Here is a 16,933-nt window from a genome sequence, read left to right as displayed (position 1 = left end):
GCGCCACTGATCGACGGCCGAGGCCGGTTCGCCTGTCGGCGGACCGGCCTCAGTCGTACCCTGAGGTGGACATAACGGCGCAAAAGTGCAGATCAGTGCAGTTACCGCAGGACACCCGGCGGACAACCCGACTCCCCGACAAGCCGCAGCAATCAATAACGATCGCGCTTTCAACAACGGAACTCTTGACGCACGTGTAACGCCGGAGCGAGACTCCCGTCCATCGGTCGGCATTGTCGAACACCTACCGGCAATACGCGCTAGAGTGTGACAACGCCAGAGGCCGACATCGCTCTCACCCCCGAGGGCGCCAACACCCCGAAGGGACTCGGGGTTCGGCTTCCCTGGACGAAGGACAAAGGAGTCGCGGGTGTCCAGCTCCGACATCTTCATCGGCGAGACCATCGGTACCGCCGTACTCATCCTGCTCGGCGGTGGCGTCTGCGCCGCCGTCACGCTCAAGGCCTCCAAGGCCCGTAACGCCGGCTGGCTCGCCATCGCCTTCGGTTGGGGCTTCGCCGTCATGACGGCCGTCTACATTTCCGGACCTCTGTCCGGTGCCCACCTCAACCCGGCCGTAACCGTCGCTCTCGCCATCAAGAACAGCGACTGGAGCAACGTCCCGGTCTACTTCGCCGGACAGCTGCTCGGCGCGATGATCGGCGCGGCCCTGGTGTGGGTCGCCTACTACGGCCAGTTCCACGCCCACCTGACCGACAAGGAGATCGTCGGCGGTCCGGGCGCGCAGGCCACCGAGGCCAAGGCCGTCGAGGCCCAGGAGGCGGGCGCCGGCCCGGTGCTCGGCATCTTCTCCACCGGCCCGGAGATCCGCAACGCGGTGCAGAACCTCGCCACGGAGATCATCGGCACCGTCGTGCTGATCCTCGCGGTCCTCACCCAGGGGCTCAACGACAAGGGCAACGGACTCGGCGTGCTGGGCGGCCTGATCACCGCGCTCGTGGTCGTCTCGATCGGCCTCTCGCTCGGCGGCCCGACGGGTTACGCCATCAACCCGGCCCGTGACCTCGGCCCGCGCATCGTGCACGCGCTCCTCCCCCTGCCCAACAAGGGCGGTTCCGACTGGAGCTACGCCTGGATCCCGGTGGTCGGCCCGCTGATCGGCGGAGCCATAGCCGCGGGCATCTACAACGTCGCCTTCGCTTAAAGCGTCGGGCCCCGCCGAAGCAGACGTAGACAGACGTACCGCCACACACCACGGACCTTTGAGGAGCACACAGTGACCGACGCCCACACCGCAGGCCCCTTCATCGCCGCGATCGACCAGGGCACGACCTCCAGCCGCTGCATCGTCTTCGACCGGGACGGCCGGATCGTCTCCGTCGACCAGAAGGAGCACGAGCAGATCTTCCCGAAGCCGGGCTGGGTCGAGCACAACGCCAACGAGATCTGGACCAACGTCCAGGAAGTCGTCGCCGGGGCCATCCAGAAGGCCGGCATCACCCGCGCCGACATCAAGGCCATCGGCATCACCAACCAGCGCGAGACCACCGTGCTGTGGGACAAGAACACCGGTGAGCCCGTCCACAACGCCATCGTCTGGCAGGACACCCGCACCGACGCCCTCTGCCGCGAGCTCGGCCGCAACGTCGGCCAGGACCGCTTCCGCCGCGAGACCGGCCTGCCGCTGGCCTCCTACTTCGCCGGCCCCAAGGCCCGCTGGCTGCTCGACCACGTCGACGGCCTCAAGGAGCGCGCCGCGGCGGGCGACATCCTCTTCGGCACCATGGACACCTGGGTCATCTGGAACCTGACCGGCGGTGTCAACGGCGGCAAGCACGTCACCGACGTGACCAACGCCTCCCGCACCCTCCTCATGAACCTGCACACCACGCAGTGGGACGAGAAGATCGCCGAGTCCATCGGCGTACCGCTGCAGATCCTCCCCGAGATCCGCTCCTCCGCCGAGGTCTACGGCGAGGTCACCGGCGGACCGCTCGGCGAGCTGCTCGGCGGCATCCCGGTCGCCTCCGCGCTCGGCGACCAGCAGGCGGCCCTGTTCGGCCAGACCTGCTTCTCCGAGGGCGAGACCAAGTCGACCTACGGCACCGGCACCTTCATGGTGATGAACACCGGCGACAAGATCATCAACTCCTACGCGGGCCTGCTGACCACGGTCGGCTACAAGATCGGCGACCAGCCGACCGTGTACGCGCTGGAGGGTTCGATCGCCGTCACCGGCTCGCTGGTGCAGTGGATGCGCGACCAGATGGGCCTGATCTCCACCGCGGCCGAGATCGAGACGCTCGCGCTCTCCGTGGAGGACAACGGCGGCGCCTACTTCGTGCCGGCCTTCTCCGGCCTCTTCGCCCCGCACTGGCGCTCCGACGCCCGCGGTGTCATCGCCGGCCTGACCCGGTACGTCACCAAGGCGCACCTGGCCCGCGCGGTCCTGGAGGCCACCGCCTGGCAGACCCGCGAGATCGCGGACGCCATGGTGAAGGACTCCGGCGACGAACTGGTGGCCCTCAAGGTCGACGGCGGCATGACCGCCAACAACCTGCTGATGCAGACCCTCGCCGACGTCCTCGACGCACCCGTGGTGCGCCCGATGGTCGCCGAGACCACCTGCCTCGGTGCCGCCTACGCCGCCGGCCTCGCCGTCGGCTTCTGGTCCAGCACCGACGAGCTGCGCGCCAACTGGCGCCGGGCCGCCGAGTGGACCCCCCGCATGGACGCGGAGACCCGCGACCGTGAGTACAAGAACTGGCTCAAGGCCGTCGACCGGACCATGGGCTGGATCGACGACGAGAGCTGACGAGAGCGCGGACGCTCTCACGATCGAGCTCTGACGAGGAGTAAGAACCCGACATGACCAGTCAGTCCACCCTGCAGTCCGTGCCTGCCCTGGGTACGCACCCGGCCTCCGGCTCCAACCCGAGCCGGGCCGAGACCAGGGAGCAGCTCTCCAAGGCGTCGTACGACCTTCTCGTGATCGGCGGCGGCATCCTGGGCATCTCCACCGCCTGGCACGCCGCGCAGTCCGGGCTCAGGGTGGCACTGGTCGACGCCGGCGACTTCGCCGGCGCCACCTCCTCCGCCTCCTCCAAGCTCCTCCACGGCGGTCTGCGCTACCTGCAGACCGGCGCGGTGAAGCTGGTGGCGGAGAACCACTTCGAGCGCCGTGCGGTCTCCCGCCAGGTGGCCCCCCACCTGGCGAACCCGCTCACGTTCTACCTCCCCGTGTACAGGGGCGGGCCGCACGGCGCGGCGAAGCTCGGGGCGGGCGTGTTCGCCTACTCCGCGCTCTCCGCGTTCGGTGACGGCGTCGGTCACCTGCTCTCGCCCGCCCGGGCGCAGCGGGACGTCCCGGAACTGCGTACCGAGAACCTCAAGGCCGTCGCGGTGTACGGCGACGACCAGATGAACGACGCGCGCATGGCGCTGATGACGGTCCGCGCGGCCGTCGAGGCGGGCGCGGTCGTCCTCAACCACGCCCAGGTCACCGGGCTGCGCTTCACCAGGGGGCGGGTGACCGGCGCCGATCTGAAGGACGCGGTCTCCGGCGAGGAGTTCGGCGTCAACGCCCGCCTGGTGCTCAACGCGACCGGCCCCTGGGTCGACCACCTGCGCCGGATGGAGGACCCGAACGCGGCCCCGTCCATCCGCCTCTCCAAGGGCGCGCACCTGGTGCTGAAGCGGACCTCCCCCTGGAAGGCCGCGCTGGCCACCCCGATCGACAAGTACCGGATCACCTTCGCCCTCCCCTGGGAGGACATGCTCCTGCTCGGCACCACCGACGAGGAGTACGAGGGCGACCCGGCGGACGTCTCCGTCACCGATCAGGACATAGCCCAGATCCTGGACGAGGCCGCGTTCTCCGTCCGGGACCAGCAGCTCAGGCGCGACCTGATCACCTACGCCTTCGCCGGCCTGCGGGTGCTGCCGGGCGGCCCCGGTGACACCGCCAAGGCCAAGCGGGAGACCGTGGTCACCGAGGGCCGGGGCGGCATGCTGTCCGTCGCGGGCGGCAAGTGGACCACCTTCCGGCACATCGGCCGTACGGTCATGGAGAAGCTGGAGGCGCTGCCGGGCCACCCGCTGGGCGACGACTTCGAGCCGGTCTCCGCGCTGCCGAAGAAGCTGCCGCTGCCCGGCGTCGCCAACCCCCGTGCCGTCGCCCACCGGCTGCTGGTGGACAGCCCGGCCCCGGGCCCGCGGATGGCCGCCGACACCGCCAGGCACCTGGCCACCCACTACGGCTCGCTGGCCTTCGACATCGCCCGTATCGCCAACGAGGACCCGCGGTTCGCCGAGCGCGTCCACCCGGACGCCCCGGAGATCTGGGCGCAGGTCGTCTGGGCCCGCGACCACGAGTGGGCCGAGACCGCGGACGACGTGCTGCGCCGCCGTACCACCCTGACGATCCGCGGCCTGGCCACGGACGACGTCCGGGCCAAGGTCCAGGACCTGCTCGACAAGAAGTAGCCCGCCGGGTTCGCCGAAGGACCACGCGATACGGGCGGTGTGCCGGGTCCTCCCCGACCACCCGGCACCCGCCGCGGCCCCGGCCCCGCCGTACCGGGACGGGTCTGTGAGGGGGCGGCTCCTCCGCTGTGGGGAGCCGCCCTCTCGGCGTGCCGCGGACGCCTGGCCGGGTCGCATATTGTGGCTGAGACATCGGATGTCTGAGTGACAGGGAGACCGGTATGGCAGTCACCGACGAGGCGATCGAGAAGATCAAGGACATGATCGTCTCCGGTGCGCTGCGCCCCGGGGACCGGCTGCCCAAGGAGAGCGAGCTCGCCGCCGAACTGGGTCTGTCCCGCAACTCGCTGCGGGAGGCGGTACGGGCCCTGTCGCTGATCCGGATCCTGGACGTCCGGCAGGGCGACGGCACGTACGTCACCAGCCTGGACCCGCAGTTGCTGCTCGAGGCGATGAGCTTCGTCGTCGACTTCCACCGTGACGACACGGTCCTGGAGTTCCTCGCGGTGCGCCGGATCCTGGAGCCGGCCGCGACCGCGATGGCCGCCTCCCGGATCAGCGAACAGCAACTGGACGCGCTGGAAACCCAGTTGGACGCGCTCGGCGCCGCGCCCTCGGTGGAGGAACTGGTCGCCTCGGACCTGGAGTTCCACCGGGGCATCGTGCAGAGCTCGGGAAACTCGGTGCTGTGCTCGCTGCTTGACGGACTGTCGGGGCCGACCACCCGGGCCCGGATCTGGCGCGGCCTGACCCAGGAGGACGCGGTCGCCCGGACCCTGCGGGAGCACCGGGCGATCCTGGCCGCGCTGCGCGACCGGGACGCGGAGGCGGCCCGGTCCTGGGCGACCGTGCACATCGCGAGCGTCGAGCAGTGGCTGCGCAGCAGTCTGTGAGGCGCTTCCCGGCTTCCCCGGATCGAGGGTGATCAAGGGTGTTCGAGGGCGGCGAACGGGGCAGTGATCCGTTCACTCCCCCGTGCAAGGGGGCTGCGGGCGCCCCCGCCTCACGCCGTAAGGTTGGGGCGTACGCGAGGGCACGTCGGAAGGAGGCGCTGGGTGATCGAGCTGGAGGGGGTTCCCGAGCTGATCGACCCAGTCATGGTGGCCGCGTTCGAAGGGTGGAACGATGCCGGCGACGCCGCCTCCACCGCGGTCGCGCATCTGGAGCGGGAGTGGAAGGGCGAGGTGTTCGCGGCGCTCGACGCCGAGGACTACTACGACTTCCAGGTGAACCGCCCCACGGTGTGGATGGACGGCGGCGTGCGCAAGATCACCTGGCCGACGACACGGCTGTCGGTGGTCCGGGTCGGCGGTGACAAGCCGCGCGACCTGGTACTGGTCAGAGGCATCGAGCCGTCCATGCGCTGGCGCTCGTTCTGCAACGAGCTGCTCGGCTTCGCCCACGAGCTGGGCGTCGAGCTGGTGGTCGTGCTGGGCGCGCTGCTCGGCGACACCCCGCACACGCGTCCGGTGCCGGTCAGCGGCGTCACCTCGGACTCCGACCTGGCACAGCGGATGGACCTGGAGGAGACCAAGTACGAGGGCCCGACGGGCATCGTCGGCGTCCTCCAGGAGGCGTGCACGCACGCGGGTGTCCCGGCGGTCTCGCTCTGGGCCGCGGTCCCGCACTACGTCTCCCAGCCGCCCAACCCGAAGGCCACGCTGGCACTGCTGAACCGGCTGGAGGACCTGCTCGACCTGCGGATCCCGCTCGGTGAGCTGCCCGAGGACGCGCGCGCCTGGCAGGTCGGGGTGGACCAGCTGGCCGCGGAGGACAGCGAGGTCGCCGAGTACGTGCAGACCCTGGAGGAGGCCCGGGACACCGCCGAGCTTCCGGAGGCGTCGGGTGAGGCGATCGCCCGCGAGTTCGAGCGCTACCTGCGGCGCCGGGACGTGAGCCCGCCCGGCGGTCACGCCACGGCGGACGGCGGCGACGCCCCGTCCTACCTGCGGGACAGCCCCGGCGGCCGGACCCGGCCGCCAAGGCCGCCGAAGCCCGACACTCCCGGGAGCGCCGAGAACTCCGGGGGGACCGGCGACGCCGGGGACCAGGGGTCGGACGGCGAGGACACCTCCGAGGACTGAAACAGGGGCGGTACGCGTGTGCGCGTACCGCCCCTTTCACGACAGGGTTTCGGCGGGCTGAGCGCGCCCACGCGGCGGAGCCGCACATCGGCGCAGCCCCGCGCCCCCCCCAAGAAGGGGCGCGGGTGTCGGCGTCTCCTAAAGGGCCACGCCCAGCAGGGCGTCGACCGCTCGCGACACGACGCCGGGTGCGCCCGTGTCCGCGCCGCCCTCCGTCTGCTGGCGGACCGCCCAACGGTCGACCGCCGCGAGCGCGGCCGGGGCGTCCAGGTCGTCGGAGAGGGCCTCGCGGATCTCCTCCACCAGGGCCTCGGCCGGCGGGCCGTCCGGGCGGGAGACCGCCGTGCGCCAGCGGGTGAGGCGTTCCTCGGCGTCCCGCAGGACCTGGTCGGTCCACTCCCAGTCGGCGCGGTAGTGGTGGGCGAGGAGCGCGAGGCGGATGGCGGCCGGGTCGACGCCGTCCCGGCGGAGCTGGGAGACGAAGACCAGGTTGCCCCTGGACTTGGACATCTTCTCGCCGTCGAGGGCGACCATGCCGGCGTGGACGTACGCCTTGGCCATCGGGAACTCGCCGGTGAGCACCTGGGCGTGCGAGGCGCCCATCTCGTGGTGCGGGAAGGCCAGGTCGGAGCCGCCGCCCTGGACGTCGAAGGTCATGCCGAGGTGGTCGAGGGCGATCGCCACGCACTCGATGTGCCAGCCGGGGCGGCCACGGCCGAGGGAGCCGCCGTCCCAGCTCGGTTCGCCCTCGCGGGCGGCCATCCACAGCATCGGGTCGAGGGGGTTCTTCTTGCCGGGGCGGTCGGGGTCGCCGCCGCGTTCGGCCGAGAGCAGCCGCATGGTGGCCGCGTCGAGGTTCGAGACCTTGCCGAAGTCCGGGTCGGCCTCGACGGAGAAGTAGATGTCGCCTTCGAGTTCGTAGGCCGCACCGAGTTCGCGCAGCCGCTCGACCAGCGGCACGATGCCGGGTATGGCCTCGACGGCGCCTATGTAGTGCTGCGGCGGGAGCATCCGGAGGGCGGTCATGTCCTCGCGGAAGAGGGCCGTCTCCTGCTCGGCGAGGGCGACCCAGTCGACGCCGTCCCGCTCTGCGCGCTCCAGGAGCGGGTCGTCGACGTCCGTCACGTTCTGGACGTAGTGCACCTGCCGCTTGGTGTCGAGCCACACGCGCTGAACCAGGTCGAACGCGTTGTAGGTCGCCGCGTGCCCCATGTGGGTCGCGTCGTACGGCGTGATGCCGCAGACGTAGATACGGGCGACGGGACCGGGGTCGAGGGAGACCAGACCGCCGGTCGCGGTGTCGTGGATCCTCAGGTCGCGGCCCTGACCAGGCAGGGCGGGGACCTCGGAAGCGGGCCAGGCATGCATGTACATGAGCGTAACCGGACCCGAGTTCGGTATACGAACCGGACGACCGGGAAGGCGCTCTTGATCTCGGGGCCGGAGTGTGCTGGTGAGGGCTATACGGGCGGCCAGGGGATGGCCGGCCACTCGCCGCTCGGTTCCGGGTGTTTCCCGGTGGTGAGCAACGTCTCGACACGCGCGCGTGTGGCGTCCAGTTCGGCTGTGGTGATCAGTTCGGCCAGCCGGGTCCCCAGCGGCCCGCCGAGGGCCTCACGCAGCTTCCTGAGGACTTCGACGGCGTCGCCGGTCAGGTCCTCCCCCGCCCAGCCCCACAGCAGGGTGCGCAGCTTGTTGTCGACGTTGAAGGTGACGCCGTGGTCGATGCCGTACAGGCGGCCGTCGGCGGTGGGCAGCAGGTGGCCGCCCTTGCGGTCGGCGTTGTTGACGACGGCGTCGAGGACGGCGAGCCGGCGCAGCCGTTCGTCGTCGGCGTGCACCAGCAGGGCCGTCCTGCCGTCGCCGACGTCGGCGAACCCGATGGCCTTCCAGCCGGGCTCCGGTTCCTCCGCGTCGACCAGGGCGAGCAGGTCGGCGGCATCGGGGGACACCTCGATCCACAGCTGGACCATGCCCTCGCCGTACGGGCCGTCGCGCAGCACGGTGGGCGGGACCAGGTCCCAGCCGGTGGCCGCGGCGACCTCGTAGGCGGCCACCTCGCGCTGCGCGAGGGTGCCGTCGGGGAAGTCCCACAGCGGGCGCTCCCCGGCGACCGGCTTGTAGACGCAGGACGCCTCCTGGCCGTCGTGCGCGACCGTGCAGAACAGCGCCGCGTTGGAGGCGTCGCGGATGCGGCCGCGCACCTTCAGTTCACCGTGGGCGAGCAGCTCGGCAGCGGTCACGCTCCGCGGCGGTATCCGTTCTGGCGCGGACATACGTGTCCTTCCGGGTCGAGCGGGAGGCTGCACAGCGGGCACGGCGGCCGCCCGGCGTTGACGACGTCGAGGGCGCGCTTGGTGAAGGCCCTGGCCTGCGCGCCGGTCAGCCGGACCCGCAGCATCGGGGGCCCGTTCTCCTCGTCCTGGAGGAGCCGCTCCTCGGCTTCGGCGAGGTCCTCCTCGGAATCGGCCTCCAGTTCCACGAGGGCCTGCGCCTCGACGATCATGCGCTCTTCCTCGCCGTCCCAGGCGAGCGCCATGGTGCCGACGCGGAACTCCTCCTCGATGGGGGTGTCCAGCGGGGCGGTGTCGGCCACCTCGTTGGGTACCACGGCCGGCACGGCCGCGTTGCCGCCGCTGCGGCGCACGACCTCGTCGAGGAGTTCGTCCATGCGTTCGGCGAGTGCGGCGACCTGAGTCTTCTCCAGGGCCACGCTGGTCGTCCGGGGGCCGGCCGTGGCCTGGAGGAAGAACGTACGGCGTCCGGGCATTCCGACCGTGCCTGCGACGAAGCGGTCCGGCGGATCGTAGAGGAACACCTGACGGGACACGTCCTGTCTCCATGGGAATCGAGAGTGCGTGGGTTTCGGGAGGGCGACGACGCGGCCGGGGGCCGCTTACGTGGATCGCTTCACCCTACTGCGGCCGACGATCACGGCGCGCCGGCGCCGCCACCGACCGGGGCGTCCTCCCCGGGGGGTTCCTCGCGGGGGGCGAGGGAGGCCAAATCCCCGGTGTCCCCGAGACGAACGAGAAACGGCCTGAGGCGGGTGTAACGGATCGCTGTGATGGAACACGGTTCGACGGAGATCCGCTGGAAGAGGTCGAGATGCAGGCCGAGCGCGTCCGCGACAAGGGACTTGATGATGTCACCGTGCGAACACATGAGATAGACGGCGTCCGAACCGTGGTCGCGCGCCACGCGCGCGTTCCACTCGCGTACCGCCTCGGCGGCACGGGTCTGCATGGCCCGCATGGACTCGCCGCCGGGGAACGCGGCCGCCGAGGGATGGGCCTGGACGACCTCCATCAGCGGTTCGTCGTTGAGTTCGGCGAGCTTGCGGCCGGACCAGTCGCCGTAGTGGGCCTCCCCGATCCGCTCGTCGGTGTGCGCGGTGAGTTCGGGGCGGGCGTCGAGCAGGGGGCGGACCGTCTCCTGACAGCGCTGCAGCGGGCTGGTGACGATCTCGGAGATCGGCAGCCCGGCGAGCCGGCCGGGCAGCGCGGCGGCCTGGGCGGCTCCCCGCTCGTCGAGGGCGACGCCCGGCGTCCAGCCGGCCAGCACACCCGAGGTGTTGGCCGTGGAACGTCCGTGCCTTACGAGGATCAGCGTGGGCATGCGGCCCAGGGTAGGCGCACGCCGGAGTGCACAGGCGCGCGGGCGACAGGAGAATACGCTCCGTGATCGTCGACTGCGCCATCTACCGGGACGGGCGAAGGACCGAGACACCGCAGGACTTCTCCGACGCCCTCGCGGAGGCACGCGGGCGTGGCGACAGCTTTCTGTGGATCGGCCTGCACGAGCCGACGGAACGCGAGTTCGACCTGGTCACCGACGAGTTCGGGCTGCATCCTCCCCCATAGCCCTGAACGGGCATGGGAGGTGCCCCCAGCCGTCGAGGACGCGCTGAGCGCCCACCAGCGGCCCAAGCTGGAGGTGTACGACGACTCGCTGTTCGTCGTCCTGAAGCCGGTCAACTACGAGCCGAAGAGCGACACGGTGACCTCCGGCGAGCTGATGATCTTCATCGGGGACTCCTTCGTGGTGACCGTGCGCCACGGGACGCCGTCGCCGCTCGGGGACGTCCGGCGGCATCTGGAGGAGCAGCACGAGATGCTCAGGCACGGGCCGACCGGCGTGCTGTACTCGATCTCCGACGCCGTCGTGGACCACTACCTGGAGGTCGCGACCGAGCTGCAGAGCGACCTGGAGGAACTGGAGACCGAGGTGTTCTCGCCCAGCGGCGGCGGCTCCCGGCACACCGCGTCGCGGATCTACACCTTCAAGCGGCAGATCCTGGAGTTCCGGCGGGCGACGGTGCCGCTGGCCGTGCCGATGACCAAGCTGGCCGGAGTCGGCTCGTACGGCAGCGGTGTGGCCGTGCCCTTCGTGCAGGAGTCGGCCCGACCGTTCTTCCGGGACGTCAACGATCATCTGATGCGGGTGAACGAGAGCGTGGAGGGCCTGGACCGGCTGGTGTCGGACGTCCTGAGCGCCCATCTCGCGCAGATGAGCGTGCGGCAGAACGACGACATGCGGAAGATCTCGGCGTGGGCGGCCATGGCCGCGGTCCCCACGATGATCGCGGGGATCTACGGCATGAACTTCGACCACATGCCCGAGTTGCACTGGATCTGGTCGTACCCGGCGGTGATCATGATCATGGCGTTCCTGGAGGCGGTGCTGTACCGGCTCTTCAAGCGCCGCGGGTGGATGTGAGGGACGGTCGCGGCCCGCCGGGTCAGGCGAACTCGGGGGCGGCGGCCGCGGGGCCGCCCAGGGCGTTGCGGCGCTCCGGCATCCGCAGGCGGACCATGCGGCGCCAGCCGGCGGCGCGTTCGTAGGCGTAGACGGCGTGGATGCCGAGCGCCAGGAGCGCGGAGGTGGCCTTGGGCCAGCCGAGGATGCGGCCCATGTGGGCCATGACGGCGAGGCTGACGTCCCGGTAGACGCGGATCTCGGCGAGGGCGCAGGCGCGGAGCGTGCGCTGGATGGCGTGGCCGTGCCCGGCGGCGGCCAGGCGCAGCAGTTCCTCGTGGCAGTAGGCGAGGTGGTTGTCCTCGTCACCGGAGATCATGCGCACCGCGCGGCCCACGTCCGGGTGGTCGGCGAAGTACCGGCGCAGCAGCGCCATCTGCTCGGAGGCGCGCTGCTCGGTGACCCGGCTGTGGGCGAGGTAGGTGACGATGTCCGGGACGGTGAGCGGCCGGTCGGCCCTGAGCCGCTGGTGGGCGAGCCCGATGCCGTGCCGTTCCAGGATCATCGTGTAGTCCGTGTCGGCCGGTACCGCGACGGGTGTCAGCCCGCGCTTCCTGAGCAGTGCGCGGAAGATGCGCCCGTGCTTGTCCTCGTCGGCGCCGTGGCGGGTGATCTTCGTGGCGAGGCCGCGTTCGCTCGCCGGTACCAGCGCGGCGATCCGCCCGTTCTCCCAGCCGCCCTGGGACTCCCCGCTGGCCGCGATGGAGCAGAAGAGCCGGAAGGACTCGTCGTTGTCGAGGATCTCCTGGAACAGACTCCTGGCTGACAGCATCGTGGGCACCTCTCTGGAGGACTCACCAAACCCGCAAAGAACGAGTCAAATGCCGCATCGGAGTCACTGCAACAGGGGGTACGGGAACACTCGGCCGAAAGGAGGACCACCGGGGCCCCGCGAGGCGTAACCGCGTGGGATCCGGCGCGTTGTTCCGCGTGGCGGCCGTGGCGGGGAAGCCCCCCCGAGCCCCCACCACGGCCGCGGACTTCCCCTCAGGCGCTCACGCGAGCCCGGCGCGCTCCAGGGCCTCCGCGCCGGCCCGCAGCGAGGCGAGCCGCTCGTCCAGGGCGAAGCCGGCGGGCGCGAGGGAGAGCGTGGTGACCCCGGCGGCCGCGTAGGCCTTCATCCGGTCGGCGATCCGCTCCACGGACCCGAGCAGCGTGGTCTGGTCGATCAGCTCCTGCGGTACGGCCGCGGCGGCCCCGTTCTTGTCCCCGGACAGGTACTTGTCCTGGATCTCGGCGGCCTCCCGCTCGTAGCCCATGCGCCGGGCGAGCTGGTTGTAGAAGTTCTGCTTGCGGCTGCCCATACCGCCGACGTAGAGCGCGGTGTAGGGCCGGAAGGTGTCGGCGAGGGTGGCGACGTCCTTGTCGTCGCCGACGGCGAGCGGCAGCGTCGGGCAGATGTCGAACCCGTCGAGGGTCTTGCCCGCCTTCTCCCGTCCCGCGCGCAGGTACTTGACCGCCGTCTCCTCCAGATGCTCGGCCGAGGGGAAGATCAGCAGCGCGCCGTCGGCGATCTCGCCGGTCTGCTCCAGGTTCTTCGGGCCGATGGCGGCGATGTAGACCGGGATGTGCTCGCGCTCCGGGTGCACGGTCAGCTTGATCGGCTTGCCGGGACCGCCGGGCAGCGGCAGCGTCCAGTGCTCGCCCTCGTACGACAGCCGTTCCCGGCTCATCGCCCTGCGCACGATCTCCACGTACTCGCGGGTGCGGGAGAGCGGCTTGTCGAACTTGACGCCGTACCAGCCTTCGGAGACCTGCGGCCCCGAGACGCCGAGGCCGAGCCGGAAACGGCCGCCGGAGAGGGAGTCGAGGGTCGCCGCGGTCATCGCGGTCATGGCCGGCTGCCGGGCCGGGATCTGGAAGATGGCCGAGCCGACGTCGATGCGCTCGGTCTGGGCGGCGACCCAGCTCAGCACGGTGGCGGCGTCGGAGCCGTAGGCCTCGGCGGCCCAGCACACGGCGTACCCGAGCCGCTCGGCCTCCTGCGCCACGGCCAGATTGTCCCCGTCCATCCCGGCACCCCAGTAGCCGAGGTTGATCCCGAGCTGCATGGCCGTTCCCCTTACCGATCAGTAACGTCGTTGTCGCGAGAGACCTTAGCGCGGAGGCTTTCGGCACGGAGGGCCGGTTCGCGGCCGCGGGCGGGCGGCGGCTGGTCGGGCCCCTGCGGCGGAGCCGTCCAGCGACGCTCTCCCGCACCCCCGGGCGGGTCGGCTCCCGCCTCCCGGAACGCTCCGCTGCCCGGTGAAATCGGTTGTCCACAGGCAACCCAACGCACCAGCTCTGGCCAGTAATGTCGGCTGACATGGAGCAGAGGCATCTCGGCCGTACCGGCCTGCGCGTGTCCCGGATCGGGCTCGGCACCCTCACCTGGGGCCGGGACGTCGACGAGCACGACGCCGCGGACATGCTGAAGGCGTTCTGGGAGGCCGGCGGGACCCTCGTGGACACCGCGGACGTGTACGGCGACGGAGAGGCCGAGTACCTGCTCGGGCAGCTGATGGAAGGGCTGGTGCCGCGCCGGGACCTGATCATCTCGACGAAGGCGGGCAGCGTCCCCGACCCCGACCGGCGTTTCAACGGCTCGCGCGGCCATCTGCTCGCCGCGCTGGACGCCTCTCTCGCCCGTCTCGGCACCGACTACGTCGACGTCTGGCACGTGCACGCCTACGACCCGGACACCCCGCTGGAGGAGACCCTCCAGGCCCTCGACCTGGCGGTCGGCAGCGGTCGCGCCCGGTACGCCGGGGTCTCCAACTTCTGCGGCTGGCAGCTGGCGAAGGCCGCGACCTGGCAGCTCGCGGCGCCGGGCACGCGCACCCGGCTGGCGAGCACGCAGCTGGAGTACTCGCTGCTCCAGCGCGGCATCGAGCGCGAGGTGCTGCCCGCCGCCCTCGACCTGGGCATCGGCCTGCTGCCGTCCTCCCCGCTGGGCCGGGGCGTGCTGACCGCGAAGTACCGCCACTCCACTCCCCCGGACTCGCGCGGCGCCTCCGAGCATCTGGCGCCGTTCGTCGAGCCGTACCTCGACGACACCGCCACCCGCATCGTGGACGCGGTGCAGACGGCGGCGGACGGGCTCGCGGTCACCCCGCTCCAGGTGGCGCTCGCCTGGGTGCGGGACCGGCCGGGCGTGGCAGCCCCGATCGTCGGCGCGCGCAACGCGCAGCAGCTCGCGGGGGCGTTGTCAGTGGAGGCGCTTAGTCTTCCTGACGAGATCTGCCGGGCGCTCGACGACGTGTCGGCGCCCGTGCACCGCTATCCCGATCACGACTGGAGCACGCTGTGAGCACGGAGCCGGGGCTGGGCGCCGAGCCCGAGGCCGACGAGGGCACGACAGCCGGGGAGACGACAGAGACCGGAAACCTCACCGCCGGCTCGGCCACGTCCCCCGACACGCACACCACCGGGTCCGGCACCACCGGCTCCGGCAGCGAGAACCGGGCCGAAGGCACAGCTCAGGTGTCCGAGGCCGAGGCCGACGAGGGCACGACGGCCGGGGAGACGACAGAGACCGGAAACCTCACCGCCGGCCCGGCCACGTCCCCCGACACGCACACCACCGGGTCCGGCACCACCGGCTCCGGCAGCGAGAACCGGGCCGAAGGCACAGCTCAGGTGTCCGAGGCCGCCGCCGAGCTGGCCGCTCAGCGGGTGGAGCGGGAGCGGATCGCGCGGCGGAAGGCCGAGAAGGCGGGTCCGGTCGAGAGCGGGGCCAGGCTCAGCGGGAAGGCGGCGGATCTGCTCGCGGCGATCCGGGCGGTGGAGAGCGGCGAGAAGCCGGCGGCCACCGTCTTCGCGGCACCGGAACCGGAGCCGCGCCGGAGGCCCGAGCCCGAGGCCGTCCGGCGCCCGCAGCCGGCGCCCGCCCCCGCGGTGCCCGCCGTGGCCGCCATGACCGGCGGCCCCGCGGCGGAGGCGGTCGCGGCGGTGCGCGGGGTGCTGGCCGACGGCGGCGCGCCCGAGTCGCTCGCCCTCCAGGTCGCCGCCGTCCTCGGCGAGGGCGCGGACACGCTGCTGCGGGAGGATCCCTGGCAGCTGCTCCGGGTCGCCGGCGTACGGCCCGACCAGGCCGACGGGTTCGCGCGGGCGCTGCTCGGCGGCCAGTGCGCGCCGGACGACGAGCGGCGCGGCCGGGCTGTGACGGGCTGGCTCCTCGAACAGGCCGCCGTGGCCGGGCACACCGCGCTGGAGATGCCGGCGCTCACCGCCGCGCTGGCCCAGCGGGCGGTGCCCGACCCGGAGGCCGCCGTGCAGAGCGCGCTCGCGGAGGGTGAGGCGCTGGTCTTCCAGGACGCCCTGGATCCGGGCGCCCCGGAGCCCGAGGACGACGAGGAGGAGCGGCCGGTCCGGATCCTGGCCGCCCTGGAGCGGTACGCGCTGGCCGAGGAGAGCCTCGCCGACGGTCTTGCCCGGCTCGTCGGCTCCCTCGCCAAGGACGCCCCGGAGCCCTGGGAGGCGGCCGCGGCGGCGGCCTCCGGCGGCGCGGCCGAGCTGGCGCGGGCGGTCGCCGGGCACGGGCTGGTGCTGCACACCGGCGGCGAGGCGGCCCGCGCCGAACCCGCGGCCCTGCTGACCGCCGCCCGCGCCGCCGGACTGCGCGCCTTCGCGGCCACCCACACCCCCGACGGCGGCCGGCGCCTCACCGGCGCCGAAGGAGCCGTCGGCACCGTCGCCGACCTGCTGTCCGGCGCCGTGGGCCCCGGCCGGGACGCGGACGGCGCCCTGGACCTCGACCTGCTGATCGTGCTGGACGCGCCGCAGCTGGACGTGGAGGGCGCCGCGATGCTCGTGGAGGCGCTGCCCGACGGGGCCCGGCTGGTGCTGAGCGGGGACCCGGCGGTGCTGTGGTCCGCGGGGCCCGGGCGGGTCTTCGCCGACCTGCTGGCAGCCCGCGTGTGCCCGCAGATCGCCTCCCGCACGCCCGACCCCGGCCCGCTCGGCGAGCTGGTCTCCGGGATCGGCGTCGGCGAGCTCACCCAGGTCGAGGCGCCCGGCAAGGAGGTCGTGATCGTGCCGGTACGGGACGCGGGCGAGGCGGTGCACCGGACGGTGCAGCTGGTCGCCGACTCCGTCCCGCGCGCGATCGGTGTCCCCGCCGAGCAGACGGTGGTGATCACCCCGGGCCACGGCGGGGCGGCGGGCACCCGCGCCCTCAACGCGGCCCTCAAGGAACGGCTCAATCCCGGCCCCGGCCGCTTCGGCGGCTTCGACCCCGGTGACCGGATCGCCTACTCCCCCGTACCGGGCCGCACGGTGCCGGGGCAGGTGGTGAAGGCCGACGCCGACGGGCTGCACCTGTCGTGCGCGGGCACGCCCGTGGTCGTACCGAAGGAGCGGGTGGAGCAGGCCGTCCGGCACGGCTGGGCCCTGACCGCCCACCAGGCGGCGGGCGGCCGCTGGCCGGCGGCGGTCGTGGTGCTGCCCGGCGACGCGGTCCAGTCCCTGAGCCGCCCCTGGGTGTACACGGCGTTCAGCAGGGCGGAGCGCCATCTGTCGGTGGTCCACGGCGTGGAGCAGGCCCTGCCGAAGGCGGTGGCCGAGACCTTGCCGAAGCCCCGGACGACCCGCCTGCCGCTGCTGCTGAGGACGCAGGTGCCCGCGGCGAACTGACCGATTCCGCCGGCGGCTCCGCGCGGGCACCG

The 16,933-nt window shown here is 72.1% G+C and carries 13 protein-coding genes and 1 pseudogene; 8 read left to right on the top strand and 6 right to left on the bottom strand.

Going from position 1 to position 16,933, the window contains the following annotated elements:
- Window positions 1-370: 370 nt before the first annotated feature.
- The 5 genes from LQ326_RS00705 to LQ326_RS00685 all read left to right on the top strand — a co-directional run bounded on the left by LQ326_RS00705 (window position 371) and on the right by LQ326_RS00685 (window position 6,530).
- The gene (locus tag LQ326_RS00705; protein ID WP_234531417.1) at window positions 371-1,165 is read left to right on the top strand and encodes an MIP/aquaporin family protein; all 795 of its coding nucleotides are present in this window, start codon (window positions 371-373) and stop codon (window positions 1,163-1,165) included.
- 72 nt (window positions 1,166-1,237) lie between these two features.
- Window positions 1,238-2,776 carry a glycerol kinase GlpK gene (gene glpK, locus LQ326_RS00700; protein WP_234531416.1) on the top strand — a complete coding sequence of 513 codons (1,539 nt, stop codon included), beginning with the start codon at window positions 1,238-1,240 and terminating at the stop codon, window positions 2,774-2,776.
- Between the two features lie 53 nt (window positions 2,777-2,829).
- Window positions 2,830-4,446 carry a glycerol-3-phosphate dehydrogenase/oxidase gene (locus LQ326_RS00695; RefSeq protein WP_234531415.1) on the top strand — a complete coding sequence of 539 codons (1,617 nt, stop codon included), beginning with the start codon at window positions 2,830-2,832 and terminating at the stop codon, window positions 4,444-4,446.
- A gap of 221 nt (window positions 4,447-4,667) precedes the next feature.
- Entirely contained in the window at window positions 4,668-5,339 is a 672-nt protein-coding gene (locus LQ326_RS00690) for a FadR/GntR family transcriptional regulator (RefSeq protein WP_234531414.1), read from the top strand.
- A 162-nt stretch (window positions 5,340-5,501) separates the two neighbouring features.
- Entirely contained in the window at window positions 5,502-6,530 is a 1,029-nt protein-coding gene (locus tag LQ326_RS00685) for a PAC2 family protein (RefSeq protein ID WP_234531413.1), read from the top strand.
- A 138-nt stretch (window positions 6,531-6,668) separates the two neighbouring features.
- On the opposite strand, the gene mshC is transcribed toward LQ326_RS00685, so the two are convergent.
- The 4 genes from mshC to LQ326_RS00665 all read right to left on the bottom strand — a co-directional run bounded on the left by mshC (window position 6,669) and on the right by LQ326_RS00665 (window position 10,148).
- Entirely contained in the window at window positions 6,669-7,898 is a 1,230-nt protein-coding gene (gene mshC / locus LQ326_RS00680; protein ID WP_234531411.1) for a cysteine--1-D-myo-inosityl 2-amino-2-deoxy-alpha-D-glucopyranoside ligase, read from the bottom strand.
- Window positions 7,899-7,990: 92 nt separating this feature from the next.
- Window positions 7,991-8,806: an SCO1664 family protein gene (locus LQ326_RS00675; protein ID WP_234531410.1), complete on the bottom strand. Its 816-nt coding sequence runs from the start codon at window positions 8,804-8,806 to the stop codon at window positions 7,991-7,993.
- Window positions 8,770-9,360 (bottom strand): DUF3090 domain-containing protein, encoded by a 591-nt coding sequence (locus tag LQ326_RS00670; protein ID WP_234531408.1) that lies wholly within the window; start codon window positions 9,358-9,360, stop codon window positions 8,770-8,772. Before LQ326_RS00670 ends, LQ326_RS00675 begins: the two co-directional genes overlap by 37 nt.
- Window positions 9,361-9,461: 101 nt before the next feature.
- The gene (locus tag LQ326_RS00665) at window positions 9,462-10,148 is read right to left on the bottom strand and encodes a histidine phosphatase family protein (protein ID WP_234531407.1); all 687 of its coding nucleotides are present in this window, start codon (window positions 10,146-10,148) and stop codon (window positions 9,462-9,464) included.
- A 62-nt stretch (window positions 10,149-10,210) separates the two neighbouring features.
- On the opposite strand from LQ326_RS00665, the pseudogene LQ326_RS00660 reads away from it, so the two are divergent.
- Window positions 10,211-11,249, top strand: a pseudogene (locus tag LQ326_RS00660) (magnesium and cobalt transport protein CorA).
- Window positions 11,250-11,271: 22 nt separating this feature from the next.
- Here the strand turns inward: LQ326_RS00660 and LQ326_RS00655 are convergent.
- Entirely contained in the window at window positions 11,272-12,060 is a 789-nt protein-coding gene (locus tag LQ326_RS00655) for a ferritin-like domain-containing protein (protein ID WP_234531404.1), read from the bottom strand.
- Window positions 12,061-12,283: 223 nt separating this feature from the next.
- Entirely contained in the window at window positions 12,284-13,339 is a 1,056-nt protein-coding gene (locus LQ326_RS00650; protein ID WP_234531403.1) for an LLM class F420-dependent oxidoreductase, read from the bottom strand.
- Window positions 13,340-13,593: 254 nt separating this feature from the next.
- Between LQ326_RS00650 and LQ326_RS00645 the strand changes: the two genes are divergently transcribed.
- Both LQ326_RS00645 and LQ326_RS00640 read left to right on the top strand, forming a co-directional pair.
- Window positions 13,594-14,577, top strand: coding sequence for an aldo/keto reductase (locus tag LQ326_RS00645; protein WP_234531401.1), 984 nt, complete (start codon window positions 13,594-13,596; stop codon window positions 14,575-14,577).
- Complete coding sequence (locus LQ326_RS00640; protein ID WP_372496690.1) at window positions 14,574-16,901, top strand: helix-hairpin-helix domain-containing protein; 2,328 nt, start codon at window positions 14,574-14,576, stop codon at window positions 16,899-16,901. Before LQ326_RS00645 ends, LQ326_RS00640 begins: the two co-directional genes overlap by 4 nt.
- Window positions 16,902-16,933: the final 32 nt, after the last annotated feature.

Origin of the sequence: Streptomyces shenzhenensis (assembly GCF_021462265.1) — a bacterium.
GTDB lineage: Bacteria > Actinomycetota > Actinomycetes > Streptomycetales > Streptomycetaceae > Streptomyces > Streptomyces shenzhenensis.
This window is presented reverse-complemented; position numbering and strand designations above follow the sequence as displayed.

Coding starts and splice junctions, on each gene's coding strand:
- mshC (WP_234531411.1), bottom strand. CDS start 7,898: ATGCATGCCTGGCCCGCTTCCGAGGTCCCCGCCCTGCCTGGTCAGGGC.
- LQ326_RS00695 (WP_234531415.1), top strand. CDS start 2,830: ATGACCAGTCAGTCCACCCTGCAGTCCGTGCCTGCCCTGGGTACGCAC.
- LQ326_RS00675 (WP_234531410.1), bottom strand. CDS start 8,806: ATGTCCGCGCCAGAACGGATACCGCCGCGGAGCGTGACCGCTGCCGAG.
- LQ326_RS00650 (WP_234531403.1), bottom strand. CDS start 13,339: ATGCAGCTCGGGATCAACCTCGGCTACTGGGGTGCCGGGATGGACGGG.
- LQ326_RS00665 (WP_234531407.1), bottom strand. CDS start 10,148: ATGCCCACGCTGATCCTCGTAAGGCACGGACGTTCCACGGCCAACACC.
- LQ326_RS00690 (WP_234531414.1), top strand. CDS start 4,668: ATGGCAGTCACCGACGAGGCGATCGAGAAGATCAAGGACATGATCGTC.
- LQ326_RS00645 (WP_234531401.1), top strand. CDS start 13,594: ATGGAGCAGAGGCATCTCGGCCGTACCGGCCTGCGCGTGTCCCGGATC.
- LQ326_RS00655 (WP_234531404.1), bottom strand. CDS start 12,060: ATGCTGTCAGCCAGGAGTCTGTTCCAGGAGATCCTCGACAACGACGAG.